Source organism: Streptomyces endophyticus, assembly GCF_035798155.1.
GTDB classification, from domain to species: domain Bacteria; phylum Actinomycetota; class Actinomycetes; order Streptomycetales; family Streptomycetaceae; genus Streptomyces; species Streptomyces endophyticus.
Genome location: NZ_JAOZYC010000184.1, coordinates 11,902 through 38,199 on the forward strand (window position 1 = coordinate 11,902; position 26,298 = coordinate 38,199).

Here is a 26,298-nt window from a genome sequence, read left to right on the forward strand (position 1 = left end):
ATGGAGCGCTTCGAACGGCACGAACTCATCCCGGGCTGGGACCAATGCCGACTCACCGCGGCCACGGTCGTAGTGGTCGGCGTCGGTGCCGTGGGCAGCCATCTCGCCCAGCAACTGGCCCTGGCCGGCGTCGGGCGCCTTGTGCTGTGCGATCCCGACTCCGTCTCGGAGGGCAACCTCAGCAGGGCCCCACTCTTCCGCGCCGACGACGTGGGTCGGCCGAAGGCGCCGATCGCCGCGCGCCGGCTCGGCGAGCTCTCCCCCGTGACCCGCGTGGAGGCTCGGACCGCCCCGCTGGTCAGCGGAGTGGGACTGGCCGAGCTGCGCGACGCCGCGCTCGTCGTCAGCTGCTTGGACAGCCTGGCCGCCCGGCTCCAGCTCAGCGGGCGCTGCCAGCTCGTCGGCGCCCCGCTGCTCGACGGCGGAACCAGCCCATGGGGCGGGGAGATCCGGCTCTACGAACCCTCGGGCGCCTGCTTCGGCTGCGGCCTCACCCCAAGGGACCGGGCCGCCCAGGACGACCCCTGGGCCTGTGCGAACGCCACCACGACCGACGCCGGGGCCTCCGCCCCGGTCTCGGCGCTGATCGGGGCGTGGATGGCGGTGACCGCCGTACGACTGCTGTGCGGGGCCGAGACCACGCCGGGCCTGGTGCGGGTGGACGCGGGGAGCGGTACGGCGTCCCCGGTGCGAGTGCGCCGCGATCCCGACTGCCCGCTGCACACCCGGATCTCCGTCCCGTTGGTGTCGCCGACACCACACACCGTCCGATCCACCCCCGCCGACCTCGCCGCCCATCTCGCCCCGGAGGAGTCCGTGATGACCTGGGCGCCCTTACCCGGATCCCCGCCGACGCAGGAGTCCACCCGGCTCACCGACGCACCCCCGCACGCCGCACTCGCCGAACTCGGCGTGGCCCCCCGCGAGATCCTGCCGGTCCTCGGGATCGGACGTACCCGAAGAATCCGCTACCTGGAACTCTCCGAGGCCGGCGGGAAAGGAGACTCCCGGTGACAAACGACGCGGGCAAACTACCCACCGAGATCAAGCAGGCCCTGATCGACACCCTGGCCAACCTCTACGCCACCCAGGCGCAGGCCGAGGAACTCCTGGAGGACATGGATTTCCCTTCGCAGACCCGGCCGCGCTGGGACGCGAGCCGGGAGGTCGTAGCCTTCTGGCGACAGGTCGTACGCGCCCTCGAACTCGGCGCCGTACCGACCGAGGGGGTCCCCCAGCTGGTGGAGACCGCGCTGCGGCGCTGGCCCGGCAACCACGACCTGCAGAAGATCCGGGAGTTCCTGCGCACCCAGCAGCACGAGCAGACCGGAGCCGGAAGGAACGCCGATACGCGATACCGGACCATCGAGTTCGTCGGCAGCGAGGCCTATCCGGAGTTCCTCCAACTGGTCCGCGAGCTGGTCGACCACGAGGCCGTGCAACTCTACGCCAACCACCAGCAGGCCGCGTTCCAGGTCGCCGAGATGCCCGCCGACCGGCTCCAGCAACTCCAGGACCGGGCGGCCCGAATCGCGCCCGGCGTCGAGGTGCTCTACGGGGAGCACGACTTCCGTCCGGCCCTGTACACCCGCCTGCGGTTCCAAGGCCCTGACCAGCAGCTGTACGAGATCCCGTATGTCCCGAACACCACCCTGCCCAGCGAATTGGTGCCCACCATCTGGGCGGAGTACCGCCCCGAAGTGTCCCGGGACGCCAACGGGCAACTGCGCCGGGCCGTGGTCGACTACCGCGACGAGAACGGCGAGGCCCAGCGGCTGGACCCGGACGTGCCGCTGTTCAACCAGGGCATCCGCGACGGCGGCCAGCTGGAGGTGTCGGCCGAGTCGACGGCGGGCGTCGACAGCCTGCTGCGCCTTGAGGCCATCGCGCAGGCCCGCGAGGACATCGCCGACTTCGCCGACGCGCACGAGGAGTTCACGCTGGTTCACATGGACGACGACCGGCTGCCGCTGCGCTTTGAGGTGGAGCTGCACGTCCCGGGCTTCGCCCCGCCGGAGGACCTGGAGGCCTGGCCGCTGGAGCCCCGGCCGATAGACCGGCACGAACTCATGATCGCGCTGCCGGCCGAGTTCCCCATCCAGGCGCCCCGAGTGCTGTGGCTGTCGGAGGTGTTCCATCCGAACATCGCCCGGGACGAGGAGTTCGGCAAGGGCTCGGTCTGCCTGGGGCCGTTGATGACCGACTACACGCCCGACCTGAGCCTGTACGTACTGTGCCAGACCCTCATCGACATGGCCCGCTACCGCAACTACGAGATCCTCCCGCACGACTACCAGATGGCCCTGGACTACGACAGCCTGGTGCGGGACATGTTGGAGCGCGGCGGCTACCTCGACCGGGCGGCGGCCGCCTGGGCGTTCTCGTTCGAGGGCCAGGAACGCATCAAGGAGATCGGCGGCACCACCTGGCTGGCCCGTGCGGGGCTGACGGTCAGGGCCGATCGTTCCCGGTCCCTGACGGTCCATCGTGTGGAGGCAAGCCCGGATGAGTACTGAGAACCGGACCGGCATGGCCAAGGTGCTGCTCTACAAGAGCGCGTCCTTCGATCTCCTGGGCCACATCTCCCTGGCCTCGCTGCTCTTCGAGGCGTTCCGGCGCGAACTGGAGCACAGCGATCCGCAGGATGAGGTGGACATCCGGCTGCGCTATGTGCGCAAGCCCGACCCACGGCTGATCAACGGGCCGCGCACCATCCACAATCTGCGCAGCCAGATCGGCCGGCTCGACGTGACCATCTCCCGGGGCGGGGACACCGTGGTGAGCCGGGAGTTCTCGGTCCGAGAGCTGCTCGGCCCCGTGCTGCAGCACGTGGTCCAGCAGATCGACCCGGACGAAGAGGTCTGGGGGTTCTGTCTGGACCACCCCACCCTGAGCACGGTGGCGCTGGCCCGCTCCACCCCCGAGGTCGAGGGCACCATGGACCTCAACCTGCGCGAGTCCCGGCGCAACTTCGCCATCCGCAAGGTGGTGGAACCGCCGGTGCCCCGGATCGCCCCCGAGGAGCTGGGCATCGACCCGGCCGCGCTCGGACCGGTGACCGTGCTCATCCCAGGCGAGACGTACGAGCATCTGTCTCAGATGAAGCTCTCGCATCGGCTGGAGGAGGGCGGTTTTCTGCTCGGCAAGGTGCGCCGGGTCCTCGAACCGGAGCCGGACCAGGGAGACGGCGAAGAGAGCGCCGAGCGCTATCTGGTGGAGATCACGGAGGTCACCCCGGCGGAGCACGCGGGCGCCGGTGCCCTGCACTTCACCTTCACCGGCGACTCCTTCCGCGAGGTGAACCGGCTGCTGTCCGCCTCCGGGGACAAGCAACTGATGGGCTGGTACCACACGCACCTGTTCTCCGGGAAGGAGTCAGGTCTGTCGAGCATCGACGTGGACCTGCATCTGGGCACCTTTCGGCAGCCCTGGCAGGTGGCGGGACTTGTCAACATCACCGGCGACGAGCGGCTACTGCGTTTCTACGCACGCTTCGAGGACGGTGTGAGCGAGGTCGAACAGTGGGTGGGGGATGAACGCGGCCGATACCGCCTTGAGCGTGCTGCAGTGGTCGAGGAACTGTGACGGGACGCGGTCGACGCCGCCAGAGGGGGGCTTGAGCGACCTTCAGGACCTGGCCGCCCCGCCACCGGACGTGACGGACGAGGTGATCCGGGTCGCCGTGTACAGCGCCGCCCGGCTGCGCCTGGACCGACTGGCGGAGCGGGAACGCCGCCCGGTCGGCGCCGGGGCACTGCTCCTGGCGGCGATCATAGGAGCCCGGTCACAGGCAGAGCTGGCCGCCGAGGCCGTACGGGCGGTCCCGCCCGCCCGCTCGCTGTGGGACGTCCTCGCACACCATGCCGTGGTGGCGCCCGCGCTGCCGCACTGTGCGGGCAGTCCGCTGCTGGCCGAGCGGCTGCTGGACGCCTCGCCACTCACCGCGGCTCTCGACCGGCCGAACCCGACCGGCGAGTCGGCGGTCGAAATCCTCGTGGAGGACGTACTTCTGACGCATCCTCAGGGTCGTCGCCTGTTCACGAATGTCTACTGCGCGGCCCCGGACTCCCCCGCACAGGCCCTGTGGCGCGGCGGGGTCCTGAACCAACTCCGGATGGATGAACGCGAGTTGGTGCTGGATGTGTACGAGGCCGGGCTGCTGCGGCACCGGGCCGAGCACCTCGGGCTGATCCAACAGGCCCGGCTCTGTCTGACCGCGCCCCCCGATCTGCCCGCGGCCCGTCCGGTCGCCCAGTGGTGGGCCGCACTGGCCCGCCTCGAGCGGTCGCATCCGCAGCTGTTGAAGGCCCGGACGGGTATCACCCGGCAGTACCTGGCGGGCGTGGGCCTGTACCGACAGGTCGAACGACTGGAGGCGACCACCGCATGAGCACCGCCAGGCGCCATATCTGCGTCATCGCCCCCGACGAGGAGTCGCTGCGGGCCCTGCGCCGACAGCCTCCCGATGTCACGGTCAACGAGGCGCTGATGTCCGGCCCTTATCTGCTGCGCACCCCGCTGGAGCCGAACTGGGGCCTGCTGCGCTGGGAGTCCGTCGCCACCGAGCTGCTGCTCCAGTCCGAGCTGCCCTACGGCACGCCGGTGTATCCCCCGACGTACTCCCCGACATCGGCACCCACGCCGGAGACCGCCGCCGCGGCCCCGCCGCGCTCGCTGTCCAAGCCGCCCTCCGGCTCGGGCACCGAGGCCACGCCCCAGGAACCGGAGTACCGGCACCCGCAGCCCGAGCAGTTGCACGAGGCCGAGTCCACGGTGCTGGCCTACGGCCGTGACATCGCCCAGGTCTCCTCGCTGCTCAGGGCGGGGCTGTCCGTGCTGGTCGTGGCCGAGAAGCCGGTCGTACCGCACCTGTGGCGGGAGATGGCGACCCGGGCCGCGCTGCGGGCGGAGGTGCTGGAGGACGCCGAGGAACTCCAGGACGCCGAGGAGGCGGCGCGGGACCAGCCGCCTCCGGATCTGATCCCGGCGCCGCAGAATCCGCGCCAACGGCTGCTGGCCCGGCTACGGGAGCTGGTCCGCGGGCTCAACGACGACCAGGTGCTGGTCGTCCAGCATCTCGATCTGCTCGCCGGCGGCAGCGACGGTTCCCTGTCGGCGGAGGCCCGCGAGGTGACCGAGCTCCTGCACGGGGCGCCGGAGCGGGTGATGCTCGCCTTCGCGGCGCCCTCGCTCTCGGTGCCCGAGGTGCTGGCCGAGCGGTTCAGCACCCGGGTGTCCATCACCGGCGTGCCGCGCACGGTGTGGTTCAGGGACGACGACGAGACGCAGCCGCTGGGCCGGGCGCTGGTGACTGTGGGCGAGGCGGCCCGGTTCAGCCGGTACGACCCCGTCGAGTTCTACAAGCACGTCGCGGGCATGAACCCGGTCCTGCTGCGCCAGGCGATGCGGTACGCGATGAGTGTGCACCGGGACCACGCGGAGCCGACCGCCCGCGATCTGTACGGCACCATCCGGGCGTTCAAAGCCCAGATGTCGAGCAACTTCGAGGTCCCGGACGTCAGTTTCGACGACATCGCGGGCTACAACGAGGTGAAGGACCACATCGAGCGGGCGATCGACATCGTGACCGGCCATCACCGGTTGCCCGCCCAGTACGACCATCTGCGCACCAAGCTGATTCCGCGGGGCTTCATCTTCCACGGCCCGCCGGGCACCGGTAAGACGCTGTTCGCCAAGGCCATCGCCAACCGGATGAACGCCACGATCCTGGTGGTCTCTGGGCCGGAGGTCATGGGCACCTACGTCGGCGAGAGTGAGCGCAATGTCCGGGAGATCTTCGCCGAGGCCCGGCGCAACGCCCCCTCGGTGGTCGTCTTCGACGAGTTCGACTCCATCGCCTCCCGCCGTTCGGACCACTCCGACGGCGGGTCCCGGGCCGGCAACGCGGTGGTCGCGCAGATCCTCACCGAGATGGACGGCTTCCGCCCCGAGGTGCCGACCCTGGTGATCGGCACCACCAACCGGCTGAACCTGATCGACGAAGCGCTGCTGCGGCCCAGCCGCTTCGAGACCATCAGCATCGACGTACCCAACGACGAGGCCCGGCTGAAGATGATCGGTCTGCACGCGGGGAAGTTCGGGATCGACGTCAGCGGCGGTGTCGACGAGCTGATCGCGGCAGCGCTCAAGGGCCGCAACGGCGACGACATCCACGCCGTGTTCCGTGACGCCTTCGTCGCCGCCCACTTCCAGAACCCGCCGGTGCCACCCACGCCCGAGCAGCTCGGCCAGATCGTGGGCCAGCTCCAGCGCACCCGCCGCCAGCAGCGGCGCTCCAGCAGGCTCTGACCGGCACGGCATGAGCGACTCGACACGAGCGAACAGTCGACAGACACGAGGGAGGAGGCCACGGTGAGCTGGGGCCAGGAGACCGTCGACACCATCAGGGACCTGGAGTACGTCCGGCGGCGGCTGGGCGACGAGTTCGTCGGCCGGGAGCGCGCCGTCAGACTGCTCCAGCTCGCCGTGGTCTGCCGGGAGCACGCACTGCTGCTCGGCCCCACCGGCACCGCGAAGAGCGAGTTGATCTCCGCGCTGGCCCGACAGATCGAGGCCCGGCACTTCAGCTATCTGCTGACCCGGTTCACCGAACCCTCGGAGATCTTCGGGGCACTGGACTTCGACCGGTTCCGCCAGGGCACCTATCACGTGCACACCGAGGGGATGTTGCCGCAGGCCGAACTCGTCTTCCTGGACGAGGTGTTCCAGGGCAGCAGCGCCATCCTCAACACCCTGCTGACCCTGCTCAACGAACGCCGATACCACAACGGCGCCCGCGCGGAGCACGCCCCGCTGGTCTCTCTGCTGGGGGCGACCAACGACATCCCGGACGACCCGGGGCTGACCGCGTTCTCGGACCGGTTCCTGATCCGGCTGCTGGTGGAACCCGTGGGAGGCACCGATCTGGAGCGGCTGCTGCTGGTCGGCTGGCAGCACGAGGCCCGGCGGCTGGCCGCGGCGGGCAACGAGGCGCCCTCGGCCGGCGGCGGCACCCTGACCGTTGACCGGCTCACCCGGCTCTCACTGCGGCTGCGGGACATCGATCTGGATCCGGTCCTCGGTGAACACCGCGAACTGACACGTCAGTTGCTGATCCAGGGCGTCAAGCTGTCGGACCGGCGGCTGGTACGCAGCCTGAAGCTGGTCGCCGGGGCGGCGCTGCTGCGCGAGTCACAGGCGGCCCAGCCGGTGGACCTGTGGCCGCTGGCCCATATCTGGACCGACCCCGCGGATCGCACCACGGTGGAGGAGGCCGTGCACGCCGTGGTGGAGAAGCACGGTGGAGAGCCCGCCCAGCGACGCCGCCCGGACCACGAGATCCTGCTTGACGCCCGCGAGGTCAGCGCCCCGCTCACCACCGACCGGCGCCCCAGCGAATGGAGCGTGATCGACGGACTTCACAAACTCGGCGCTCTGTCCCGGGAGTTGAGGGGGCATCAGCCGGTGAACACACAGACCGAGACAGAGCTGTCTCGTATCATTGCCGACGTGAACGTGCTCCTCGACCAGTTCGAGTGAGCGCGGGAACCTTACAGGGGGTACCCCAATGTGCAATCCCCGACGGGTCCGGGTCCGGGCCTCCAGCCGACTCACCCGCATGTGGCAGGAGGAGCTGCGCCGGACAGGCCGGGCGAGCACCGACGTGGCCGGCGAGGCCACGCTGCGCCAGGCGTTCGGAACCCTGCTCGGCGCCGCGGCACGCCGCGCGTTCGAGGCGGCGCTCGGCGCCGACACCCGCTGGACCTGGCAGGACGGAACCTACTGGATGGAGTTGGACGGCGGCACGGTCGCCTATCACCTCGACACCGGTGAGATCGAGATGACCGCGCGACTGGTCGACGTGGTGAGCGCCGAGGCCGAGGTGACCCGCGTGGTCGAGGGCACGGTCGACGTGCACACCACGGCCGAGCGGACCGAGCGGTACTACGACGACAACTGGGGCGGTCTGACCAAGAAGGTCGCCGAGCGCACCGCCCGCCTAGAGGCGCAGGAGCGGGCGGACCGCAAGGCCGCCGAGCAGGCCGCCCGCCAGCTGGAGGAGGACCGCCTCGCCGGGCAGCGGACCCTGGCGGGCCAGCGCGCCGACCTGGACGCCCAGGCCCGCGAGGAGGCCGAGCGGCGGGTCGCCGCCACCGCGGAGCTGCGGCGCGAGGAGCTCTCCCGGGACGCCACCGACCGGCTCGCGGACACCCGTGGGGAATTTCTGCGTCCGGTGCACGAGGTGCTCGCCGTGGCGTACCGCGACGCCATCGTGGAGTACGCACGTGTGCACGGTGCGCAGGCCCTTCAGGTGGACGAGACGGACGGCATGCTCAACATCCAGTTCGAGATGGAGGCCTGATGCGGGTCAGGGTCGAGTTCCGCTACAACGCGGAGACCGGCGAGGTCGAGCTGCTCCAGATCGACGACATCGGCCGGACCACCCGGTTGCAGGATCACGACGCCGCGCACGACGACATCGCCCACGCGATCGGCCGGGTACTGGACCGCAGGCCGGACGTGCACGAAGTGGCCGCCGACGGCCGTACGGGTCCCGTCGCCACGCCGGCCGGGCCCGAGCGGACCCCGGAGCCGGAGCCCGCGAGGCCGGAGCGGCTCCAGGAATGACGAGATCGCCCGACCTCCTGGTGCGCGCCGCCTTCTGCTACGCCGAGGCCGGCGACTACGCCCAGGCCGCCCGGTGCCACGAGCAGGCGGGACACCGACTGAAGGCGGCCGAACTGTGGGAGCAGGCCAAGGATCCCGCGCGCGCCGCCGAGTGCTGGCTGCGCGAGGGCCGGCCGGGCCGGGCCGCCGAGTGCCTGATGTCGATCGGCCGGTACGAGGCGGCCGCCGAATGCTTCGAGGACGCGGGCGACATGCTGCGGGCGGGCTGGACCCTGGTCACCCGGACCCGCTCCTTCGCCACCGCCGAGCAGTTGTTCACCGCCGCCCGGACCGCCCCTGGCGGACAGGAGCTGCGCCGACGGATCGGCCGTCGGCTCGCGGCGGCCCGGGCGTACGGCGAGTCGGCCGCCCTGGTGGAGACGCTGGCCGGGGTGGCGGACCGGCTGGGCGGCCTCTCCCCCGCGCGGGAGCGGGAGGAGGTCGAGCTGTGGGCGGTGACCGCGGCGGAGCTGGTGGGCAGGCCGGATCTCGGCGCCCTGGTCTTCGCGGCCTCCTACCGAGCCGGTGTGACCGGGTGCACCGACCGCTGGCAGCAGTGGGCGGCCCGGGTCCTGGGCGACACCACCGGCGTGCCCACGGCACCCGCACCCCCGCCCGCCTCGTAGTACCGCACCAGACTTGGATCCACGCATCGGGGGACGGATGAACACTCCAAAGCGGCACAAGAGAAGGATCTTCCCTACCGCGGCCGGCGAGCCGACGAAGCACCCGCGGTTCGAGGCGGTGCCGGTGCCGCCCCCGGCCGGCCCGCCGCCGATCGAGCCACCGCCCGTGGAGTACGAACCGGAGCCGCCGGCCTGGTCGGCCGCCGCCCGCTTCCCGTCCCCCAGGACCGCCCTGGGCCATGTCGCGGCGACGGCCGCCCTCGGACCGCCGAGGCTGCGCAGATCACCGCACGACGACTCCGTGTGGGCGCTACTCGGTCCGGCTCAACGAGCGGGCATCGCGCTGGTGGCGGGGTACGGGGGCACGGCCTATCAGGCCGACACCGACGGCGTGCTGTGGCCCGAGGACCGCTCGGCGCCCGGGGCGCGGCCGGCGGACCGGATGACCGATGTCATCGGCTGGGACGACGTCCCGCTCGCCGAACTGGCGGGGCACAGCCCGGCCGGTACCCCGCCGCCCGGGCTGCGGGAGATCGCCGTACTGGCCCCGGGAGCGCTGGCCCGCTGGCTGTTACGGCGAGCGCTGGCCACCGGGGTGCACACCACGTTCACGCCGGTGGAGCGCCTCGGCCCCGACGGCAGGTTCGACGCGGGCTGGCTGCTGCTGATGCTGCGCGCCGCGGACAGTGCGGTACCCGCCGGCCTGGTGGAGGCCTGCGGGCGGCTGCCGGGGACGGTCGCCTGCCGGCCGGCCGACCCCGACTGCCGGGTCCTGATCGACCTGCGACTCCAACTGCCCGTGCCGGACGCCGTGTTGCTCGACAAGCGGGCGGACGGTCTCCATGTGGTGGTGGAGGCCGCGACGGTCGGCCCGCCCTGGCACTGGCGGCCGCTGGGCAAGCCGGCTTCGGGTGCGCTACTGGACGCCGGTCCGGTGCTGAGCACGACCGAGCCGGTGCGCACGCCCGTGCCGGTGCCCGCCCTGGGGCCCCCACTGCCGGTCCGGCTGGTGCCGAGCCCGAGGGCACCGGGCCGGGTGGACGCCGTACTGATCTCGGACGCCGAACTCGACGGTCTCCGCCGGTTCCTGCGCTCCCGTCCGCTGCACGAGACAGCCGTCGTGGCGTTCGGTCCGGGGCGCCATCTGGTGACCGAGCCGCCGGGACTCCTTGAGTCCCTGCCTTTCGGGACCTGCGTCTACCAGGCCGGCCCCGGCGCCCTGTACCTGGAGAGCGGCTGCGTGCTCAGTCCGCCGCTGCCGGACCCCGCCCGAGAAGAGGTTCTGGGCCTGGGTACCGACGTCATCAAGGTTCTATGCCGGGACGGGGCCTGGGAGTTGCGCCTCGAAGACGTACGTCCGGCCTGGCATCTGTGGGTGCCGCAGGCGCCCGCCTTCGCGACCGGCGTCTCTCAGCCCGCACGTGAACTCCTGAGTCGGCTCGACCAGTTGACTCCGGCACCGGAATCGACGGCGCCTGCGGCCGTCCGCACCCCGGAGACGGAACGCCGACGCCTGAACCAGGCGGCCATGGAGCACTCGCTGCGCGGCGAGTACCGCGAGGCCGCCGAACTCCTCGAACAGGCAGGACACTTCCAGCGCGCCGCACAACTCTACGAACGCGCCGCCGCCCAACTCGACGAGGCGCGGTGACCGCGCCGGCACCGGGGGCCCGACATGCCCAACGTGTCCTCACCGTGCCCGCCGAGGACACCCACTGCCTCTGCCTGTCGCCCGACGGCACGGGGCTGGTGATCGTCCACGGCGGCGATGTGGTCCGGTACGACGACGAAGGGCGCCCGGTGTGGCGGCTGCCCTGGCCGGGTCCGGCAGCGGGCGACGGGGCGCGGGAGGGGACCGACGCCGCGGTGTGGAGTCCGGACGGCGATCGGCTGGTGCTGCTCGGCGGGGGCCGGTTGGTGCTGCTCGACGCGGACACCGGGCAGCTGCTGGAACTCCCTGCCCAACTGCACGCCGAGGGCGAGGTCACCGCCGTGGGCCTGTCGCCCGACGCACGGCTGCTGGCCGCCGGACTCCACTCCGGGGACGTACTGCTGGTGGACCGCGCCGGCCACTCCCTGACGCGGCTGCGCGGCCTCGACCCGGTGGCGGAGGTGTGCTGGGTCCCGGGCTCGCCAGACACCCTGTGCGTGGCCACCTCGACCTCCGCACAGCTGTGGGAGCCTCAGGGGCGCACGATGACCGGAACGCTCGGCGGCCCCTTCTACGGGCTGCGCCGGGTGGCCCGTTCGCCGGAGGGGCGGGCCGTCGCCGTCGAGGACTACGCGGGCATCAGGCTGCTGGACCCCGGCTCCGGCCGGGAGCTCGGGCGGAAGTTCTTCCCGCACCGGATGAACGCGCTGTCGTTCAGCCACGACGGCTCCTTGCTGATCGCCGGTTCCGCTCTGGACGGGCTGTGGATCCTGGGTGCGCAGTTGGACACGCTGGGGCAGCTGCCGGGGCAGGTCACCGGCCCCGGCGAACTCAGCCTGTCCGCGAGCGGCCTGTTCGCGGCTCGTCTTGACCCGCAGACGGTCGCGGTGTGGGAACCGCCGGGTGCGGTGCCCCGCCCGCACCGGCACCGGGACCCCGCCGCGCTGCGCCGCTGGGCCAACGCGATGGGCGTCACCGTCGGCAAGGTGCACACCCGCTCCGGGAACCGTGAGCAAGCGGTGCTGCGGCCGACGCGGCTCCCGGAGGCGGGCACGGGCTGTGTGGCACCCGCCTTCGCCTGGTCCCTCGACGGGGCCCGCTACTGGTGCGAGTCGGGACCCGGCCGGCTACTCGAATACGCCGCCGACACCACGGAGCACGTCCATGAGCAGGCGGTGTCGGCCTTCGCGCACGGCTGGTACGACGCGGCCTGTCTGGCCGGGCGCCGACCGGTCCTGGTGCTCGCGACGCACTACGAGACCGGCGTCAACCGGCTGGTGGACCCCCGCACCGGCGAGCTGCTGGCCGAGCGGCCCGCCGGCCAGGCGGTGGCCGCCGATCCGGTGCGCCCGCTGCGCTGGGCCGCCCCCGAACCCGGGGCGGATCCTGCTCGGCTGTTCGTCCACGACCTGAGCGAGGACGTCGCCGGGTTGCAGCGGCTCCCCGTCGAGGCAGGAGTGCGTCGCCCCGCATGGTCGACGGACGGAACGCTGCTCGCGGTCGGTACCCGCGGGCGGGTGATCGTGTGGGAGCCGGGGCCGACCGGGAGGCTGCAGCGGACCCGGGTGCTGGACTGGCCGGACCCCAACGCCATGGTGTGCCGGGTGGCCTGGTCCCCCGACGGACGCCGGCTCGCCGCGACGGCCGGCAGCGAGGGCGGCCCGGTCGTGGTGTGGGACACCGGCAGCTGGATCCGGCTGCGGGCCTTCGGCCAGGCCGGCGGCCGGGACTGGGCACCGGCGCTGTCCTGGTGCGCGGACTCGCGGCTGCTGGCCTTCCCGTCCGCGGACCAGGACTCGGTGGCCGAGGTGTGGGACGCCGAGGAGCCGCGCCGGATCCGCGTGATTCTGCCGCCGGACGGGGTGGGCGGTCATCTGTGGACCCTGCGCTGGTCCCCCGTCGGCGACCAGCTGGCGGCCACCTACAACTCCGGGGCCGCGGTGCTCTGGGACCTGTTCACGGGGCGCGCCCGCCCGGCGTCGGCGGCGCTGCCGAGCGGCCAGGACGAGCTGATCCGGATCGGGGCGGCCGCCGCCGGCAACGGGTTCGGAACACCGCTGGACCTGCTGGCCGATCTCCTGGCACTGCTGCATGGCTCCACCCCGCCCCGACTGCGCACGCTGGCCGACCACCGCGGTCTGCACGCACTGCGTGAACTGGGCTGGCCCTCACCGGCGTTGGCCGGGATCGTCCTCCTGCTCGTCGCCGACCTCACCCCCGACCCGGCGTGTCTGGCACCGCCGGAGGTCACCTCCGACGATCTCGCGCAGGCGCTGACCCTGGCCCTGGCGGGCTCCTCGGTACCGCAGCGTCGTTCGGCGCCCCCGCTCACCGAACTGACGGGGGCCCTCGCGACAGTGGACGAACGGCTGCTCGCGCTGCTGCGCGTCCTTGGCCCCGAGGCGGTGACCTCCGACCCCACGCTGCCACCCCGGATGCGCCGACTGCGACTGTCCCTCACGCCTCCGGGACCGGCCCAACGGGCACTGCTGGGGCTTCGGTTGCTGGACGGCGACGCAGGGCTCGCCACCGGCGGACTGGGCGGCACCGGACGCACGGGGCTGGCCCGGCACGGCCCGGCCACCCGGCTTCTGCCCACCCAACTTGCCTTGCCAACCGCCCTGTTGCGGGCTCGACACGCCCGCGACGAGCTGCTGTACCGCACCAGCAGCGGCCGGCTTCCCCGCGATCCGCACGGTGTCGTCCTCCTGTTGGACGACACCCCCGCCACGCACGGCAAGGTGGGGTCCGTGCTGCGGCTCGCCGCGCATCTTCTGACCACTGCCTCGTTGCGCCTTCAACGCCCTTGTGTGTTGGTGCCGTTGAGCGAACCGTGGCGCTCCCGGCTGCTGACGGGCCCAGAGGACCTGGTGCAGGTGTGGGCCGCTGGTTCGCTTCAGGCCGGGGACCCCCTGGCCGCGTTCCGGGAGGCGGAGGTGGCCGCCGGCCGGCTCACCGCCGACATGGCGGGGGCACCACGGACGATCCTGCTGACCCACCCCTATCTCCAGCCGGCCCCGCTGCCCGAGCTGCGCGAGCTACGGGTGCACTATCCGCGCATCCCCTGGCGGGAGCCGGCCCGGCACCGTCACGTGCTGCCGCCCGACCCCTCACCCGAGGAACTGCGGGAGTCGCTCACGGCGTTGCTGCTCGAGGAGTAGGCACGCTGGGGTGACGGGCGCCCCGGCCATCGCCGCGCATCCGGCGGTCACCCGCAGAGCATCTGCTCGATCGCGTCGGGGCCCAGCGCCTCCAGCAGCCCTTCCAGCAGATCGGGACGGAAGGCGTCACCGATCACCTGGACACCCTCGCCGTCGGTCCTGATGCTGATGCGCACCAGACGGCCCTCGGGATGGTCCTGGTACTCCTCGGGCTGGATGAGGTCGGGGATGTGCTCGACCATGCGGTAGTCCCGGGTGTCGTCCGTCATGGAGTCACCATCTTCCTTCCATCTGAGTACCGCAGCGCCGACATCTGCCGCGGTCGAGCAGGGTGCGGCCGAGAGCCCAGACGTCGCGTTCGACGACGGTGGTACGGCAGGTGGAGCACCGGGTGGCACGGCCCTCCGCCCCCAGAGCGCGTTCCACGTAGACGTGCCGCAGCCCTTCCTCGCGCCCGGTCCGCACCCCTGCCTCCATGGCGGCCACCGAGGTGGGGGCATGGCCGGTGCGACGATACGCCGGGGTAGCCCGCACCAGATGCCAGGGGACGGCGGGATCCAACGCGGCCAGGGCGCGGGCGATCGGGCGCAACGTCTCCTCCCCGGACGTGAGTCCGGGGATCAGAGGCGTGGACACCTCGACCCACACGCCCCGTTCACGCAGCCCGGTGAGCGCCTCGAGGACGGGGCCGGGGCGAGCTCCGGTGAGCTCCCGGTGGTCGTGTTCGTCCAGCGTCTTGAGGTCGACGTTGACGGCGGCGACGTGCCGGGCGGCCAGTTCGACAGCCTCGGGGGTGAGGAAGCCGTTGCTCTTCCAGACCACGTCCACACCGCGAGCACGGCCCGACTCCGCCAAAGCCACGGTGAGTTCGAGCGCCAGCGAGGGTTCGGTGTACGAGATCGCCACGCACCCAGAGCGCCCGGCGGCCTCCCCGACCACCGATTCCGGGTCCACGGGCTCAGCATCCCATGCGACGGAGCCCTCGCGTCCGTACTGGGACATACGGTGGTTGATGCAGTAGTCGCAGGCGAAAGTGCAGCCGGGTGCCGCGAGAGTGAGGCATGGCGTGCCCGGACGGAAGTGATAGAGCGGCTTGCGCTCGACGGTGTCCCAGTGCCGCACGGACGAGGCGAAGGTCGCGGTCTCCAACCGGTCACCCGCCCTACGGCGGACCCCGCACAGCCCGGTCTGCTCGGCCTTGAGCGAGCAGCGGAAGGGGCACAACACACACTGCACCCGCCCGCGCCGCTCGCGATACAGGACGGCAGGCGTCCACTGCAACCCCATAGCCGTCCCCCGTCCGATCAGTGGGCCCTCGCCAGAGTAGCTCAGCGTCGCTGAACTCATGGGCGGATGGCGCCACTTGACGCACCGTCGGCATCAAGCGCCTGCAACAGCAGTTCACCCGCCTCCCCGTAGGCGGGCAACCGGCCCTCCTCGACTGCCGCTTCCCCGCGCCGCGTCGGCGCACGGGATCCTGTGCCCCGCAACCGCAACACCTCTGCCTCGACCCGCTCCGCCACACCCCCTTGCTCATAGCCGACCGGATCGCGCTGGAAGGCGAGGGCGGCCGCGGCGAGCGCCGTGGCTGCGCGAGCGCACCCGGACGGCCTGCGGTGCAGCAGCCGTTCCGCCGCGACGAACACGTCCTCGGCATCGGGCGGGACCAGCAGGTGGGTCAGGCGCCGGCCGCCGAGTCCGTCGTAGCCGGTGTCGAGCAGGGCGGAGACGATGGCGGTGATTTCGGGGCCGTGGGGTTCGTCAGGCCCATCAGCGCCCCGTGGATGTCCGGCCGCCACGGCGGCGGCGCGGGCCAGCCGCACCCGGATCGCGGGCGGTGGGTGCTGCCCGTCCAGGAGGCCTTCGGTCCGGGCACCTCCGGTGGTCCCGGCACGTTCGACAGCTTCGGTGGTCCGGGCGGCCCCGGCAGCGCCCGCGACCCCTGCACCCCCGACCTCCAGCAGTTCCGCCAGGACCTCCGCGTACGCCGTACCGCAGACAACAGCGGCACAGACGTCCGCGAATGCCTCGCCCCTCCAGTGCTCCCAGTGGGGCACGCGCTCCGGAGGCAGTTCCGCGGCGCGGATCCGCTCGCGGATTTCGTCGCCGAGGCCGCAGTCATCCTCGATGTGGTGTCCGGCCTCGTGAGCCACGGTCAGCAGTGCGGGCAGCTGTACGTCGTAGTGCCAGGGGATGTCGATGACGGGGAACGGCAGCCGGGCGGCAGCGATGCGGCCCTCTCGGGTGTGGATGCCGCCGCGGGGCAGCAGGTCGAGATAGGCGCTGCCCCGCCGGTGGGCGCGTGGCGAGGCCGTTCGGCTGAAGCCGGCCAGCGGTGGCTCTTTGGGGCGGCTGCCGGGCAGATCGAGGACCGGTCGGTAGCACTCCCAGGCCAATTCGTCGGCCACCTCCAGGGTGCGGCGGTAACCCCGGACCCGGCGCAGCAGGAACCGGCCGCGGAAGAAGTCCCAGACGTGGTGGAGGTCCAAGATCCGGGCCGGCACCGAGTCTGCCCGGCCGTCCGCAAGCCGCTCGCGGGCGTCCACGACCCCCGCGTTCAGCAGGACGAGGACGGCGTCGATCTGGGTGCGGTGCTTCTCCAGCGGTCCACCAACGCGGCTGACCGCCTCCCACTGCCGCAGCTCACCGACCAGCCCGTCGACCATGTGCCGCCGGACGGCCGCCCGACGGTCGGGGAGCGGAACGGTCAGAGCGCCTCCTCCGCCGACGGATCGCCCTCCGGCCGGCTCGGGAACTCCAGCACCGCTGACGGATCGTCCAGCGCCTCCTCCAACAGCACCTCGGGCACGGGCTCACCGTTCAACCCCCGACCAGGCTGCACAGGACCGAACTCCTCGCGCACTCCGCCGAGCCACTTGTGCCGCAACCGGACCACCCGGTACAGCGGCGTGACGGCGTCCCCGATCCACTGGAACCCCAGATGCCGGCCTCGCACCACCTCGGCTCCGCCGGCCAGGTCGACGAGCTGCACCGGCCCGGCGCTCGCGGATGCGGCCAGCCGGAGTTCGACGGCCGCATCCACCCCGTCCGTGACCAGGACGGCGGCGGCGTCGGCGTGCACGGCCTGGGTCACCGCGAGCAGATCCTGGTCCCATCTGCCTTGCCAGTAGCGGCCGATGAGTTGGACGGCGAGCTGCCGGGTGTCCGGTACGGCGGTCTCCGCGAGGCCGCGGTAGGCCACGACGGCACCTGTCTGCCGGCCGAACTGCAGGAGGACCCCGGCATCCGCCTCCGCGAGTCCGGCGAACAGCGGATCGGTGCTGCCGGCCGCCTTGAAGCGAAGGTCGATCCCACCCCCGGCGTCGTAGACGAACTCACCGCGCGCCTCGGGAGCGGTCACTTCGTATTCGATCCGCCGTTCGGCGAGCGTCCCGGCGGGGCGCAGACTGCCCCGGGAGTTCTGCAGCACGTCCCCGACGGCGACGCGCTGGAGGAGGGGCCAAGCCAGCCACCAGTCCTCGCCCCACGCCTGACGCATGGCGTCCCGGTACACGGCAAAAGGCCGGACCACCGCGCTCGCCCCCTTCCCCACCTGCTGCGACGACCTGGGCGCAGACTAGCAGCGCCCGGTCGACAGCAACGTCCGAACTCCCCGGCTTCACCCGGGTGTTGAGACGGGGAAGGACTCCGATCCGGTCACCCCACCTCGTCCGACTCCAGCCTCAGCGAGATCGAGTTGATGCAGTACCGCTGATCCGTAGGCGTCTGGTACCCCTCGCCCTCGAAGACGTGCCCGAGGTGCGAGCCGCAGCGCGCGCAGCGCACCTCGGTGCGGGCCATTCCGTGGGAGCGGTCCTCGATGAGTTCCACGGCGTCGGTGTTCTTCGGGTCGTAGAAGGACGGCCAGCCGCAGTGCGACTCGAACTTCTCGGTGGACGTGAAGAGCTCGGCGCCGCAGGCCCGGCAGGCGTAGACGCCCTTGGTCTTCGTGTCGGTGTACTCACCGCGGAACGCGGGCTCCGTGCCGGCCTGGCGCAGCACCGCGTACTCCGCGGGGGTCAGCTCCGTGCGCCACTGCTCGTCCGGCTTCTCGATGTCGTACGACATGTCTCTCAACCCCTCAGCTGGTCCAGGATGCGCGGGCCGAGCTCCGTGACGTCGCCCGCGCCCATGGTGAGAACGAGATCGCCGGGCTTGGCCATTCCCGCGACCGCCGCGACGGCCGCGTCCTTGTCGGCGGCGGCCTGCACATCGGCGCCCGCCTCGCGCGCGGCGTCGATGATCAGGGCGCTGGTGATGCCGGGGATCGGGTCCTCGCGGGCCGGGTAGATGTCGAGGACGACCGAGGCGTCCGCGAGGGCGAGGGCGGCGCCCATCTCCTTGCCCAGCTGCTGGGTGCGGGAGAAGAGGTGGGGCTGGAAGAGCACGAGGATGCGGGCGTCACCGGCCGCCGAGCGCATGGCCTCCAGGTCCGCCGTCATCTCGGTGGGGTGGTGGGCGTACGAGTCGATGACCTGGGCGCCGTTCTCCTCGCCCTTGAGCTGGAGGCGGCGCTTGACGCCCGTGTACGACTTGAGCGCCGAGGCCAGGTTCCGGGCCGGGATGCCCATCGCGACGCCCGCCGCGAGCGCCGCGACCGCGTTCTGCGCGTAGTGGCGGCCGGGGACCGAGACCGTGAAGGTCAGCAGCTTGCCGTCCAGGAGGACGGTCACCTCGCTGGCCAGGCCGCGCGGGGTGATCTTGTGGATGCGGATGTCCGCGCCCTCGGACTCGCCGTACGTGACGACCTTGAGGGACGTCGTGTCCCTGACCCTGCGGGTCAGCTCGGCCGCGCCCGCCTGGTCGGCGGCGATGACGAGGGTGCCGCCGGGGGTGACCCTCCCCGTGAACGTCTCGAAGGACTCGTAGATCTCGTCCATGGACGCGTAGTTCGCGTGGTGGTCGAGTTCGACGTTGAGGATGATCGCGACTTCCGGCGCGTACTTGTGGAAGCTGCGGTCCGATTCGTCGGCCTCGGCGACGAAGATCTCGCCCTCGCCGTGATCGGCGTTGGAGCCGGGGACGTCCAGGTCGCCGCCGATGGCGTAGGACGGGTTCAGGCCGAGGGACTTCAGGGACACCGCGAGCATCGACGTCGTGGTCGTCTTGCCGTGCGTGCCCGCCACCGCGATGGGGCGCAGGCCCTCCATCAGGGAGGCCAGGGCGTCGGAGCGGTGCACGACCGGGATGCCGAGCTCCTTGGCGCGGGCCAGCTCCGGGTTGTCCTCGCGGATGGCCGAGGAGACGACCACGCAGGTGGCGTCGGAGGCGAGGTGCCCGGCGTCGTGGCCGATGTGCACCGTCACGCCCAGCTCGCGCAGCGCCTGCGCCGTCGCGGACTCACGGGCGTCGCTGCCCGCCACCCGCGCGCCGCGCTGGGCGAGGATCTTGGCGATGCCCGACATGCCGGCGCCGCCGATGCCGATGAAGTGCGGTCGGTCCATGTCGGCGACGGAATGCGGCAGGCCGGGTGCCATGCGTGGTCTCCCCTGGGGTTCTCGGATGTTCTGATCCGTGGTCACGACGACCACGGCACGGGCCCCAGCCTATTGCCTATGCCCGTGCCGCCTTGAACCTCTCCCGTTTACGCCTCGCTGTTACGCCTCGCTGTTACGCCTTGCTGTGCGAGAACAGCTTCAGGACCGGTACGCCGACCTGGTGGCGGGCGCGCGAGGCCCAGTCCCGGTGGAAGAACTCCTCGACGTAGTGCGGATCGGTCAGCACGATGACCTCGTCCGCCTTCACCTCGTCGACGAGCGCCTTGAGGGCGTCCAGCGGGTGGTCCTCGATGAGTCGGCCCCCTGCCTCGTTGCCCGCCTGGTGCAGCGCGGCGAGGGAGACGGCGAGGGCCTTCTCCGCCGGGCCCTTGGCCTCGTCGCCCTCGGGCACCTCGTTCTCCTTGCCCGCCTCGTCGAACTCCCCCATCGCGACGTCGTCGATGGCCCGCAGCAGGCGGTCCGCCTGGTCCCCGCGGGGCTGGAGCAGCACGTGGAAGGAGACTTCCTCCTCTCCGTGCAACGTGGTGACGAACTCCACGTCGGCGGAGGTCAGAGCCTTCTCGATCATCAATACGCTCGTGAACACGACGGGCGCCCTTCTTCTCCTACCGTGGGCCGACTGACGACGACCCTCCGGGTGGACCAGCGGACCTGCGGAAACCATCCTGCCCCGCATTCGCACGGGGTCTGCGAGATTTAGTGTGCCCAGCCAACGCTAAACGGAACGACTCATTCCGCCGAATGTCGCCGTGCCGCCGACGGCAGCGGCTACTGTCCGCCCCGCGGCCGGGCGTAGCGGCTGAAGAGGAACCCTTCCTCCTCCAGTAGGGACGTCAGTTCGAACCGCTCCGGCACGGCCAGGGTCGAGCCGCCCGCGATCCGCTGGGCGTCCCCCGCGGTCAGCATCGGGGACACGGTCAGGCACAGCTCGTCGAGTACCCGGCCCGCCACGAACTGACCGAGCATCCTCGGCCCGCCCTCGGTCAGCAGGCGCCTGAGGCCCCGCTCGCCGAGCGCCGCCACCGCACGGTCCGGCTCGACCGCCGCGCCGTCGCCCGCGATCAGCACCTCCACGCCCGCCCCGCGCGCCGCCGCGATCCGGTCGGCCGGGGCGCCCGCGCCGGTGAGCAGCAGCGTCGGCACCAGCGGGTCGGTGAACAGGGGCAGGCCGAAGTCGAGGTCGAGGCTCGCGCTGATCACGGCGATCTGCGGGGCGGGGCCCTGCCCGGCCGCCTTCCTGCGCGCGGTGAACGCCTCGCGCGCGCGTGCGGGGCGGTAGCCCTCCAGACGGACCGTCTCCGCGCCGACCACGACGACGTCGGCGAGCCCGCGCAGCGTGCCGAAGATGCGCATGTCGGTGGCGTTGGAGATGGGCTGGGAGCGGCCGTCGTGCTGGGCCGCGCCATCGAGCGTGGAGACCATGTTGGCGCGCAGCCACGGCGCGTGCCCGGCTTCCTGCGGGTACGCGTAGGCGTCGGCGAGCTCGTCGAGGGTCCACTCATGACCCCGCGGGCTCGCCTCCCTCCCCTCGTACCCCTTGCCATCTGCTGTTTCGTACGTCACAGGGAACAGGCGTCGCATGACGTGCAGTGTGGCACGGCGACTAAGCTGGGTGGCTGTGTCGTCATCCCTCGAAGCCGCCGACTCCCGGGAGTCCAGCCAGATGGGCATCAGCCCCATACTCGACCCGTCGCCGCTGTCCCTGTGCGCCCGTGAGCCGCACGTCCCCGCGGAGCGCCTGGTCGCCGAGATGGTGCCGCCGCCCCGCTTCGACTCCGTACGCTTCGACACGTACATACCGGACCCGAAGCAGCCCAGCCAGCCCGAGGCCGTCCGGGTCCTGAGCTCCTTCGCGGCCGGTCTCGGCGGGGCACACGCCTCCGGGGCGGGCAAGAAGCGCGGCTTCCTCGGCTTCGGCAAGAAGCCCGCCGCCCCGACCGGACCGCGCGGCGTCTACCTCGACGGCGGCTACGGCGTGGGCAAGACCCACCTCCTCGCCTCCCTGTGGCACGCGACCCCCGCCGAGCCCGCGTACAAGGCCTTCGGCACCTTCGTGGAGCTGACGAACCTCGTCGGCGCGCTCGGCTTCCAGCAGACCGTCAGGACGCTCGGCGGGCACCGGCTGCTGTGCATCGACGAGTTCGAGCTGGACGACCCGGGGGACACGGTGCTCGTGTCGTCCCTCCTCGGGAGGCTGGTCGAGGCGGGTGTCGCGCTCGCCGCGACGTCGAACACGCTGCCGGGCAAGCTCGGCGAGGGCCGGTTCGCCTCCGCCGACTTCCTGCGCGAGATCCAGGGCCTGTCGGCCCACTTCAGGCCGCTGCGCATCGACGGCGACGACTACCGGCACCGCGGCCTTCCCGAGGCCCCCGCGCCGTTCACCGACGAGCAGGTCACCAAGGCGGCGTACGCCACCGAGGGCGCCTCGCTCGACGACTTCCCGCACCTTCTGGAGCACCTCGCGCGCGTGCACCCGAGCCGGTACGGGGCGCTGACGGACGATTTGAAGGCCGTGTGCCTCACCGATGTGGCGGCCGTGCCCGACCAGTCGACCGCGCTGCGGCTCGTCGTCCTGGCGGACCGGCTCTACGACCGGGAGATACCCGTGCTCACGTCGGGGCTCCCGTTCGACCAGCTGTTCAGCGAGGAGATGCTGAACGGCGGCTACAAGAAGAAGTACTTCCGGGCGATCTCCCGGCTGACCGCGCTCGCGCGCGACGCCAAGGGGCTTGTGCACGAGTAACCCGCAGGTGAGCCGTTACGTGGGTGGTGCACGGATTGTGTGCGCTACGCGCGTGGTTCCCGCGGCGAAAGGCACGTGATAAACACAGCCGGGTCACAGTTCCTGTCCGCCAGCAGGAGGTTGCACCCATGTCACGCACCGCAGACGCAGCAGACGCACGGCAGCCCGCGACACGACGTCAGGTCCTCGCCCGCACCGGCGCCCTGGGAGTGGGCATCGCCTTCGCGGGGAACCTCACCGAGCTGTTCGCCGGCTCGGCCGCGGCCCAAGGACGCGCCGGATACGGCCCGTTGGTGCCCGACCCGGCCGGTCTTCTCGACCTTCCGAAAGGATTCCGCTACAAGGTCCTGTCGCGGGAGGGGGAGCCACTGCGCTCCGGCGAGGGCAAGGTGCCGTCGAACCACGACGGGATGGCGGCCTTCGCCGGCAGACAGGGCCGCGTACACCTCGTACGCAACCACGAGAACCGGGTCACCGGAAAGATCGGGGTGCCGACCGTCGAGGGTCTGACGTACGACCCGATGGGCAAGGGCGGCTGTACCGTGCTCTCCGTCGACCGGAAGAACGACGTCGTGTCCGAGCGCGTCGGCATCGCCGGCACCGCGGTCAACTGCGCGGGCGGGCCCACGCCTTGGGGCACCTGGCTGACGTGCGAGGAGACCGAGGACAAGGCCGGAACGAACGGCTACACCAAGGACCACGGCTACATCTTCGAGGTCGACCCGGTCGACCCGCACCGCTCGGGCGCCGTCCCGCTGACCGCGATGGGCCGCTTCCAGCACGAGGCGATCGCCGTCGATCCGAAGCGCGGTGTCGTCTACGAGACGGAGGACGCGTTCGACAAGCCCTTCGGCCTCTTCTACCGCTTCCTGCCCAAGAACGCGAAGGGCGGCCTCGGTTCGCTGCGCGCGGGCGGGAAGCTGCAGGCGATGCGGGTGCCCGGCGTGCCCGACCTGTCGGCGGTCCAGGAGACGGGGGCCACGTTCAGCGGCATCGAGTGGGTCGACGTACCGGACCCGCTGGCCGCGCAGACGCCCATCCGGAACCAGGACTTCGGCCCGAAGGGCATCACCCACGCGCAGAAGCTGGAGGGCTGTTACTGGGGCGGGTCGAGCGTCTACTTCGTCTCGTCGTACGCCCGCAGCCGCGAGGGCTCGGCCGCCGACCACTTCGGGCAGATCTGGCGCTACGACCCGTCGTCGCGCCGCCTGACGCTGGTCATCGTCTTCGGCCCCGACACGGACGTCCAACTGCCCGGCGAGGAGCCCGACAACATCTGCCTCGCGCCCAGCGGGGGCCTGATGGTGTGCGAGGACGGCGAGGGCGCTCAGCACGTGTTCGGCGTGACGCGCAAGGGCGAGGTGTACGCCATGGCGCGCGGCCGGCAGAACATCGGGACGGCCGACAAGCCCGAGTGGGGCGAGTTCGCCGGGGTCACGTTCTCGCCGGACGGCGAGACGATGTTCGTGAACTGCTATACGCCGGGGACCACGTTCGCCGTGACGGGACCTTGGCACTAGGCAGCCCGCGCACGACCGGTCGGCCGTTCCCTCGTTCGAGGGGGCGGCCGTTCGCATGGCCGGTTTTCGCGGGTGGTGCACCGAGTGCCGGGCGAGTGCCCTGGGCAAGGTCCCCCCATGGGAGAACGGTCAACCACAGCCTGGGAGTTCACCGACGACCGCGGACACCTCACGTCCGCGAGCGAGGCGCCACAGCGCGTCGTCGCGTATATACAGGCCGGGGCGAGCCTGTGGGATCTGGGCATACGCCCGGCGGGGATCTTCGGCTCGTTCCACGACGGCGACGAGCCCGATCACGCCAAGTCCGGCGCGCTGCCGCTGGACGAACTCGCGTATCTGGGCGCGGGAGCCGGGCTCGGCCTGGACGACGTACTCGCGGTGCGGCCCGACCTCGTCGTGGCGCTCACGTACGGCGGCGGGCAGGTGTACGGCATCGAGCCCGATACGGCGAAGCATCTGGAGGAGCACGTCCCCGTCGCCGTGATCGACGTGGGGCAGGGTCGTACGTTGGGCGGGGTGCGGGAGCGCTTCGCGGAGCTCGGGCGCTCGCTCGGGACCTCGGAGCCTGCGGAGGCGCGGGACGAACTCGCCCGCTCCGAACGGCAGTTGGGGGTCGCGGCCCGTGGAGCGCGGGGCGTCAGGGTGCTGGCGCTCTCGGCCGCGGGGGCGGACGCGGTGCACCTGGCCCGGCCCACCAAGTGGCCCGACCTGAGCGCGCTCGGCGGGCTCGGCGTGGGGATGGTGGCACCACCCGAGAGCCCCGGCGCCAACTGGTACACCGGGACGTGGCGGGACGTCGCCGAACTCGCCCCGGACATCATCCTGTCGGACGCGCGCGCCAACGCGGCACCGCGCGAGCAGTACGCGGCCGACCCGCACTGGGCATCCGTCGCCGAACGGGCATCGGTACTGCCGTGGAACCCAGAGACCCCCGCCAGCGCCCACGCCCACGCGGCCCTCTTCGACCAGGTGGCGGGGGCGCTGCGGGGGCGTTAGGGCGCCATGGGTCTACCCGTCTACCGGGGGCTAGTCGGCGGGCTCGTCCGGGACGGGCTGGTCCGGGTGGACGCCCGGGGCGTGGGGCGCGCCGGTGCGGCCCGTGCCCGCCACGTCCGAGTCCGGGACGGAGGCGTCGGGCGCCGTCTCGTCCTCCGGGGCGTCCTCGGCCCCCGTGTGCGGTCCGGGGTCCGTGCCGGGCCCGTCGGTCTCGGTTTCGTCGGCGTCCGCCTGCTGGTCGGGGAGGTCCCGCGGGACGGCGTCCGGCTCCCTGTTCATGTGGTGATCAGCGCCCCAGTGCCTTGGCGAGCTGGGACTTGTTCATCTGCGAGCGCCCCTTGACGCCCCGGTCCTTGGCCTCCGCGTAGAGCTGGTCCCTTGTCGGACCGCCGGGGCCCTGGTGGGAGCGCAGACCGCCGCGCCTGCCCGAGGAGATGTCCTGCGTCGATGTGCGGCTCGCCTGCTTCGACTCGCCGCTCCTCGCACGCTCCTTGTTCACCGTGCGAGCGGCGATCTCCTTGGCCCGCGACGTGCTCTCGCCCCGGTCCTGGGCGCTCTGCTTGATCTTCTCGTACTGGCGCTCACGCTTGGCATTCGATCCGCTCGGCATGGCGACTCACTCCCTTCCCTTCCGTTGTAGCCCCTCCCGCTCCATGTCGCAGGGCGACGCCAATCGGCCGCGACCCGGGTCTCCACGGCCGCATCGCTCAAACTCCGCGTTTCCGTACGGGCATGGGGGGCACCCGCCGCCGCATGCCGTTGCCAGTGAGGAACACGGAGATGGAGTGGCTGGACAGCGCGGCGTGTGCCGATGAGGATCCGGACCTCTTCTTCCCTGTCGGCACGACCGGGCCCGCCATGGACGACGTAGAGGCCGCCAAGGAGGTCTGCCGACGCTGCCCGGTGATCATGGACTGCCTGCGGTGGGCCGTCACCTCGGGGCAGACGACAGGGGTCTGGGGCGGCACCTCCGAGGGCGAGCGGGCCGCGCTGCTGCGGGCCGAGCGCCGACGCGCCCGGGCCGAGGCCACCCACTGAGGAGACCCCGGCCCGGCCAGTAGCGCGCATCCCTAGGCCCTGTCGCCCCGGCCCCAGCGGCGCGGCCGCTGGTCCTCGCTGCGCCTGCTGCCCGCGTTGCCGAAGCCGTGCAGCTCGTGCGGGGTCAGGCGGGAGCCGCCGTCGTCCGTGTGTGGCATCTCGTCGGGCTCCCGCATCTCGCTGACCTCGTGGACCGGGCCCGCACGGGGGAGCTTCGGCTGGTCGGCCGGGTCGGGAGGGCCCGGTTCCCGGCGGCGGAACCTGATGCCCATCCAGACCGCCCAGATCAGCGCCAGCGCGATCACCAGGCCGACGACGAACGGGACGACCGAGGTCGAGGGGTCGGGGACAGCCATTGGCGTCGTCAGTGTCGTCAGTGTCGTCATGGGGGCCGGGTA

Annotated in this window: 26 protein-coding genes; 15 read left to right on the plus strand and 11 right to left on the minus strand. The window is 71.9% G+C overall.

From position 1 onward, the window contains the following. The 11 genes from OKJ99_RS36450 (at nucleotide 1) to OKJ99_RS36500 (ending at nucleotide 14,105) form a co-directional block, all read left to right on the plus strand. Nucleotides 1-1,014, plus strand: coding sequence for a HesA/MoeB/ThiF family protein (locus tag OKJ99_RS36450; RefSeq protein ID WP_326022614.1), 1,014 nt, complete (start codon nucleotides 1-3; stop codon nucleotides 1,012-1,014). Further along, a complete protein-coding gene (locus OKJ99_RS36455) occupies nucleotides 1,011-2,516 on the plus strand; it encodes an effector-associated domain EAD1-containing protein (RefSeq protein WP_326022616.1) in 1,506 nt (501 codons plus the stop codon). Before OKJ99_RS36450 ends, OKJ99_RS36455 begins: the two co-directional genes overlap by 4 nt. Beyond that, nucleotides 2,506-3,585 carry a JAB N-terminal domain-containing protein gene (locus OKJ99_RS36460; protein ID WP_326022618.1) on the plus strand — a complete coding sequence of 360 codons (1,080 nt, stop codon included), beginning with the start codon at nucleotides 2,506-2,508 and terminating at the stop codon, nucleotides 3,583-3,585. Before OKJ99_RS36455 ends, OKJ99_RS36460 begins: the two co-directional genes overlap by 11 nt. Beyond that, nucleotides 3,533-4,390, plus strand: coding sequence for a hypothetical protein (locus OKJ99_RS36465; RefSeq protein ID WP_326022619.1), 858 nt, complete (start codon nucleotides 3,533-3,535; stop codon nucleotides 4,388-4,390). The genes OKJ99_RS36460 and OKJ99_RS36465 overlap by 53 nt, the downstream gene beginning before the upstream one ends. Further along, on the plus strand, nucleotides 4,387-6,309 hold the full coding sequence (locus OKJ99_RS36470) for an ATP-binding protein (protein WP_326022620.1): 1,923 nt from the start codon (nucleotides 4,387-4,389) through the stop codon (nucleotides 6,307-6,309). Before OKJ99_RS36465 ends, OKJ99_RS36470 begins: the two co-directional genes overlap by 4 nt. A 63-nt stretch (nucleotides 6,310-6,372) precedes the next feature. Then, entirely contained in the window at nucleotides 6,373-7,539 is a 1,167-nt protein-coding gene (locus OKJ99_RS36475) for an AAA family ATPase (RefSeq protein WP_326022621.1), read from the plus strand. Between the two features lie 28 nt (nucleotides 7,540-7,567). Beyond that, the gene (locus tag OKJ99_RS36480; RefSeq protein ID WP_326022622.1) at nucleotides 7,568-8,362 is read left to right on the plus strand and encodes a hypothetical protein; all 795 of its coding nucleotides are present in this window, start codon (nucleotides 7,568-7,570) and stop codon (nucleotides 8,360-8,362) included. After that, nucleotides 8,362-8,628 carry a hypothetical protein gene (locus OKJ99_RS36485; RefSeq protein ID WP_326022623.1) on the plus strand — a complete coding sequence of 89 codons (267 nt, stop codon included), beginning with the start codon at nucleotides 8,362-8,364 and terminating at the stop codon, nucleotides 8,626-8,628. The genes OKJ99_RS36480 and OKJ99_RS36485 overlap by 1 nt, the downstream gene beginning before the upstream one ends. Further along, entirely contained in the window at nucleotides 8,625-9,293 is a 669-nt protein-coding gene (locus tag OKJ99_RS36490; RefSeq protein WP_326022624.1) for a soluble NSF attachment family protein, read from the plus strand. Before OKJ99_RS36485 ends, OKJ99_RS36490 begins: the two co-directional genes overlap by 4 nt. Before the next feature lie 166 nt (nucleotides 9,294-9,459). Beyond that, a complete protein-coding gene (locus OKJ99_RS36495; RefSeq protein ID WP_326022625.1) occupies nucleotides 9,460-10,944 on the plus strand; it encodes a hypothetical protein in 1,485 nt (494 codons plus the stop codon). Between the two features lie 44 nt (nucleotides 10,945-10,988). Beyond that, nucleotides 10,989-14,105, plus strand: coding sequence for a hypothetical protein (locus OKJ99_RS36500; protein ID WP_326022626.1), 3,117 nt, complete (start codon nucleotides 10,989-10,991; stop codon nucleotides 14,103-14,105). Between the two features lie 47 nt (nucleotides 14,106-14,152). Here OKJ99_RS36500 and OKJ99_RS36505 read toward each other — a convergent pair whose 3' ends face one another. From OKJ99_RS36505 to OKJ99_RS36540, 8 genes are all read right to left on the minus strand, one after another. Further along, nucleotides 14,153-14,374 (minus strand): radical SAM-modified peptide, FtsH ternary system-associated, encoded by a 222-nt coding sequence (locus OKJ99_RS36505; RefSeq protein WP_326022627.1) that lies wholly within the window; start codon nucleotides 14,372-14,374, stop codon nucleotides 14,153-14,155. A gap of 4 nt (nucleotides 14,375-14,378) precedes the next feature. After that, nucleotides 14,379-15,392, minus strand: a complete 1,014-nt coding sequence (gene amrS, locus OKJ99_RS36510) for an AmmeMemoRadiSam system radical SAM enzyme (RefSeq protein WP_326022628.1) — start codon at nucleotides 15,390-15,392, stop codon at nucleotides 14,379-14,381. A 56-nt stretch (nucleotides 15,393-15,448) separates the two neighbouring features. Continuing rightward, complete coding sequence (locus OKJ99_RS36515) at nucleotides 15,449-16,771, minus strand: hypothetical protein (RefSeq protein WP_326022629.1); 1,323 nt, start codon at nucleotides 16,769-16,771, stop codon at nucleotides 15,449-15,451. Between the two features lie 41 nt (nucleotides 16,772-16,812). Next, entirely contained in the window at nucleotides 16,813-17,604 is a 792-nt protein-coding gene (locus tag OKJ99_RS36520) for a hypothetical protein (RefSeq protein WP_326022630.1), read from the minus strand. Nucleotides 17,605-17,762: 158 nt separating this feature from the next. Further along, nucleotides 17,763-18,173 carry a peptide-methionine (R)-S-oxide reductase MsrB gene (gene msrB, locus OKJ99_RS36525; protein WP_326022631.1) on the minus strand — a complete coding sequence of 137 codons (411 nt, stop codon included), beginning with the start codon at nucleotides 18,171-18,173 and terminating at the stop codon, nucleotides 17,763-17,765. A 5-nt stretch (nucleotides 18,174-18,178) separates the two neighbouring features. Continuing rightward, on the minus strand, nucleotides 18,179-19,582 hold the full coding sequence (gene murC, locus OKJ99_RS36530; RefSeq protein WP_326022632.1) for a UDP-N-acetylmuramate--L-alanine ligase: 1,404 nt from the start codon (nucleotides 19,580-19,582) through the stop codon (nucleotides 18,179-18,181). 133 nt (nucleotides 19,583-19,715) lie between these two features. After that, complete coding sequence (locus OKJ99_RS36535) at nucleotides 19,716-20,171, minus strand: indole-3-glycerol phosphate synthase (protein ID WP_326022819.1); 456 nt, start codon at nucleotides 20,169-20,171, stop codon at nucleotides 19,716-19,718. Between the two features lie 200 nt (nucleotides 20,172-20,371). Further along, a complete protein-coding gene (locus tag OKJ99_RS36540; protein WP_326022633.1) occupies nucleotides 20,372-21,184 on the minus strand; it encodes a pyrimidine reductase family protein in 813 nt (270 codons plus the stop codon). An 82-nt stretch (nucleotides 21,185-21,266) separates the two neighbouring features. Between OKJ99_RS36540 and zapE the strand changes: the two genes are divergently transcribed. The 3 genes from zapE to OKJ99_RS36555 all read left to right on the plus strand — a co-directional run bounded on the left by zapE (nucleotide 21,267) and on the right by OKJ99_RS36555 (nucleotide 24,862). After that, nucleotides 21,267-22,346, plus strand: a complete 1,080-nt coding sequence (gene zapE, locus OKJ99_RS36545) for a cell division protein ZapE (protein ID WP_326022820.1) — start codon at nucleotides 21,267-21,269, stop codon at nucleotides 22,344-22,346. A gap of 128 nt (nucleotides 22,347-22,474) precedes the next feature. Next, a complete protein-coding gene (locus tag OKJ99_RS36550) occupies nucleotides 22,475-23,866 on the plus strand; it encodes a PhoX family protein (protein ID WP_326022634.1) in 1,392 nt (463 codons plus the stop codon). A gap of 117 nt (nucleotides 23,867-23,983) precedes the next feature. Continuing rightward, on the plus strand, nucleotides 23,984-24,862 hold the full coding sequence (locus tag OKJ99_RS36555) for a substrate-binding domain-containing protein (protein WP_326022635.1): 879 nt from the start codon (nucleotides 23,984-23,986) through the stop codon (nucleotides 24,860-24,862). A 30-nt stretch (nucleotides 24,863-24,892) separates the two neighbouring features. On the opposite strand, the gene OKJ99_RS36560 is transcribed toward OKJ99_RS36555, so the two are convergent. Both OKJ99_RS36560 and OKJ99_RS36565 read right to left on the minus strand, forming a co-directional pair. Beyond that, nucleotides 24,893-25,141 carry a hypothetical protein gene (locus tag OKJ99_RS36560; RefSeq protein WP_326022636.1) on the minus strand — a complete coding sequence of 83 codons (249 nt, stop codon included), beginning with the start codon at nucleotides 25,139-25,141 and terminating at the stop codon, nucleotides 24,893-24,895. Nucleotides 25,142-25,148: 7 nt separating this feature from the next. Beyond that, nucleotides 25,149-25,472, minus strand: a complete 324-nt coding sequence (locus tag OKJ99_RS36565) for a plasmid stabilization protein (protein ID WP_326022637.1) — start codon at nucleotides 25,470-25,472, stop codon at nucleotides 25,149-25,151. A 170-nt stretch (nucleotides 25,473-25,642) separates the two neighbouring features. On the opposite strand from OKJ99_RS36565, the gene OKJ99_RS36570 reads away from it, so the two are divergent. Further along, nucleotides 25,643-25,900: a WhiB family transcriptional regulator gene (locus OKJ99_RS36570; RefSeq protein WP_326022638.1), complete on the plus strand. Its 258-nt coding sequence runs from the start codon at nucleotides 25,643-25,645 to the stop codon at nucleotides 25,898-25,900. 32 nt (nucleotides 25,901-25,932) lie between these two features. Here the strand turns inward: OKJ99_RS36570 and OKJ99_RS36575 are convergent, their stop codons facing one another. Further along, the gene (locus OKJ99_RS36575; RefSeq protein WP_326022639.1) at nucleotides 25,933-26,286 is read right to left on the minus strand and encodes a DUF6479 family protein; all 354 of its coding nucleotides are present in this window, start codon (nucleotides 26,284-26,286) and stop codon (nucleotides 25,933-25,935) included. Nucleotides 26,287-26,298: the final 12 nt, after the last annotated feature.

Excerpts from the sequence above, each read along its gene's own strand:
- OKJ99_RS36520 (WP_326022630.1), bottom strand. The coding sequence starts at position 17,604 with ATGCGTCAGGCGTGGGGCGAGGACTGGTGGCTGGCTTGGCCCCTCCTC.
- murC (WP_326022632.1), bottom strand. The coding sequence starts at position 19,582 with ATGGCACCCGGCCTGCCGCATTCCGTCGCCGACATGGACCGACCGCAC.
- OKJ99_RS36575 (WP_326022639.1), bottom strand. The coding sequence starts at position 26,286 with ATGACGACACTGACGACACTGACGACGCCAATGGCTGTCCCCGACCCC.
- OKJ99_RS36465 (WP_326022619.1), top strand. The coding sequence starts at position 3,533 with ATGAACGCGGCCGATACCGCCTTGAGCGTGCTGCAGTGGTCGAGGAAC.
- zapE (WP_326022820.1), top strand. The coding sequence starts at position 21,267 with ATGGGCATCAGCCCCATACTCGACCCGTCGCCGCTGTCCCTGTGCGCC.
- OKJ99_RS36560 (WP_326022636.1), bottom strand. The coding sequence starts at position 25,141 with ATGAACAGGGAGCCGGACGCCGTCCCGCGGGACCTCCCCGACCAGCAG.
- OKJ99_RS36490 (WP_326022624.1), top strand. The coding sequence starts at position 8,625 with ATGACGAGATCGCCCGACCTCCTGGTGCGCGCCGCCTTCTGCTACGCC.
- OKJ99_RS36540 (WP_326022633.1), bottom strand. The coding sequence starts at position 21,184 with ATGCGACGCCTGTTCCCTGTGACGTACGAAACAGCAGATGGCAAGGGG.
- OKJ99_RS36565 (WP_326022637.1), bottom strand. The coding sequence starts at position 25,472 with ATGCCGAGCGGATCGAATGCCAAGCGTGAGCGCCAGTACGAGAAGATC.
- OKJ99_RS36460 (WP_326022618.1), top strand. The coding sequence starts at position 2,506 with ATGAGTACTGAGAACCGGACCGGCATGGCCAAGGTGCTGCTCTACAAG.
- OKJ99_RS36515 (WP_326022629.1), bottom strand. The coding sequence starts at position 16,771 with ATGGTCGACGGGCTGGTCGGTGAGCTGCGGCAGTGGGAGGCGGTCAGC.
- OKJ99_RS36485 (WP_326022623.1), top strand. The coding sequence starts at position 8,362 with ATGCGGGTCAGGGTCGAGTTCCGCTACAACGCGGAGACCGGCGAGGTC.
- OKJ99_RS36450 (WP_326022614.1), top strand. The coding sequence starts at position 1 with ATGGAGCGCTTCGAACGGCACGAACTCATCCCGGGCTGGGACCAATGC.
- OKJ99_RS36555 (WP_326022635.1), top strand. The coding sequence starts at position 23,984 with ATGGGAGAACGGTCAACCACAGCCTGGGAGTTCACCGACGACCGCGGA.
- amrS (WP_326022628.1), bottom strand. The coding sequence starts at position 15,392 with ATGGGGTTGCAGTGGACGCCTGCCGTCCTGTATCGCGAGCGGCGCGGG.
- OKJ99_RS36570 (WP_326022638.1), top strand. The coding sequence starts at position 25,643 with ATGGAGTGGCTGGACAGCGCGGCGTGTGCCGATGAGGATCCGGACCTC.
- OKJ99_RS36470 (WP_326022620.1), top strand. The coding sequence starts at position 4,387 with ATGAGCACCGCCAGGCGCCATATCTGCGTCATCGCCCCCGACGAGGAG.
- msrB (WP_326022631.1), bottom strand. The coding sequence starts at position 18,173 with ATGTCGTACGACATCGAGAAGCCGGACGAGCAGTGGCGCACGGAGCTG.
- OKJ99_RS36550 (WP_326022634.1), top strand. The coding sequence starts at position 22,475 with ATGTCACGCACCGCAGACGCAGCAGACGCACGGCAGCCCGCGACACGA.
- OKJ99_RS36480 (WP_326022622.1), top strand. The coding sequence starts at position 7,568 with ATGTGCAATCCCCGACGGGTCCGGGTCCGGGCCTCCAGCCGACTCACC.
- OKJ99_RS36535 (WP_326022819.1), bottom strand. The coding sequence starts at position 20,171 with ATGATCGAGAAGGCTCTGACCTCCGCCGACGTGGAGTTCGTCACCACG.
- OKJ99_RS36505 (WP_326022627.1), bottom strand. The coding sequence starts at position 14,374 with ATGACGGACGACACCCGGGACTACCGCATGGTCGAGCACATCCCCGAC.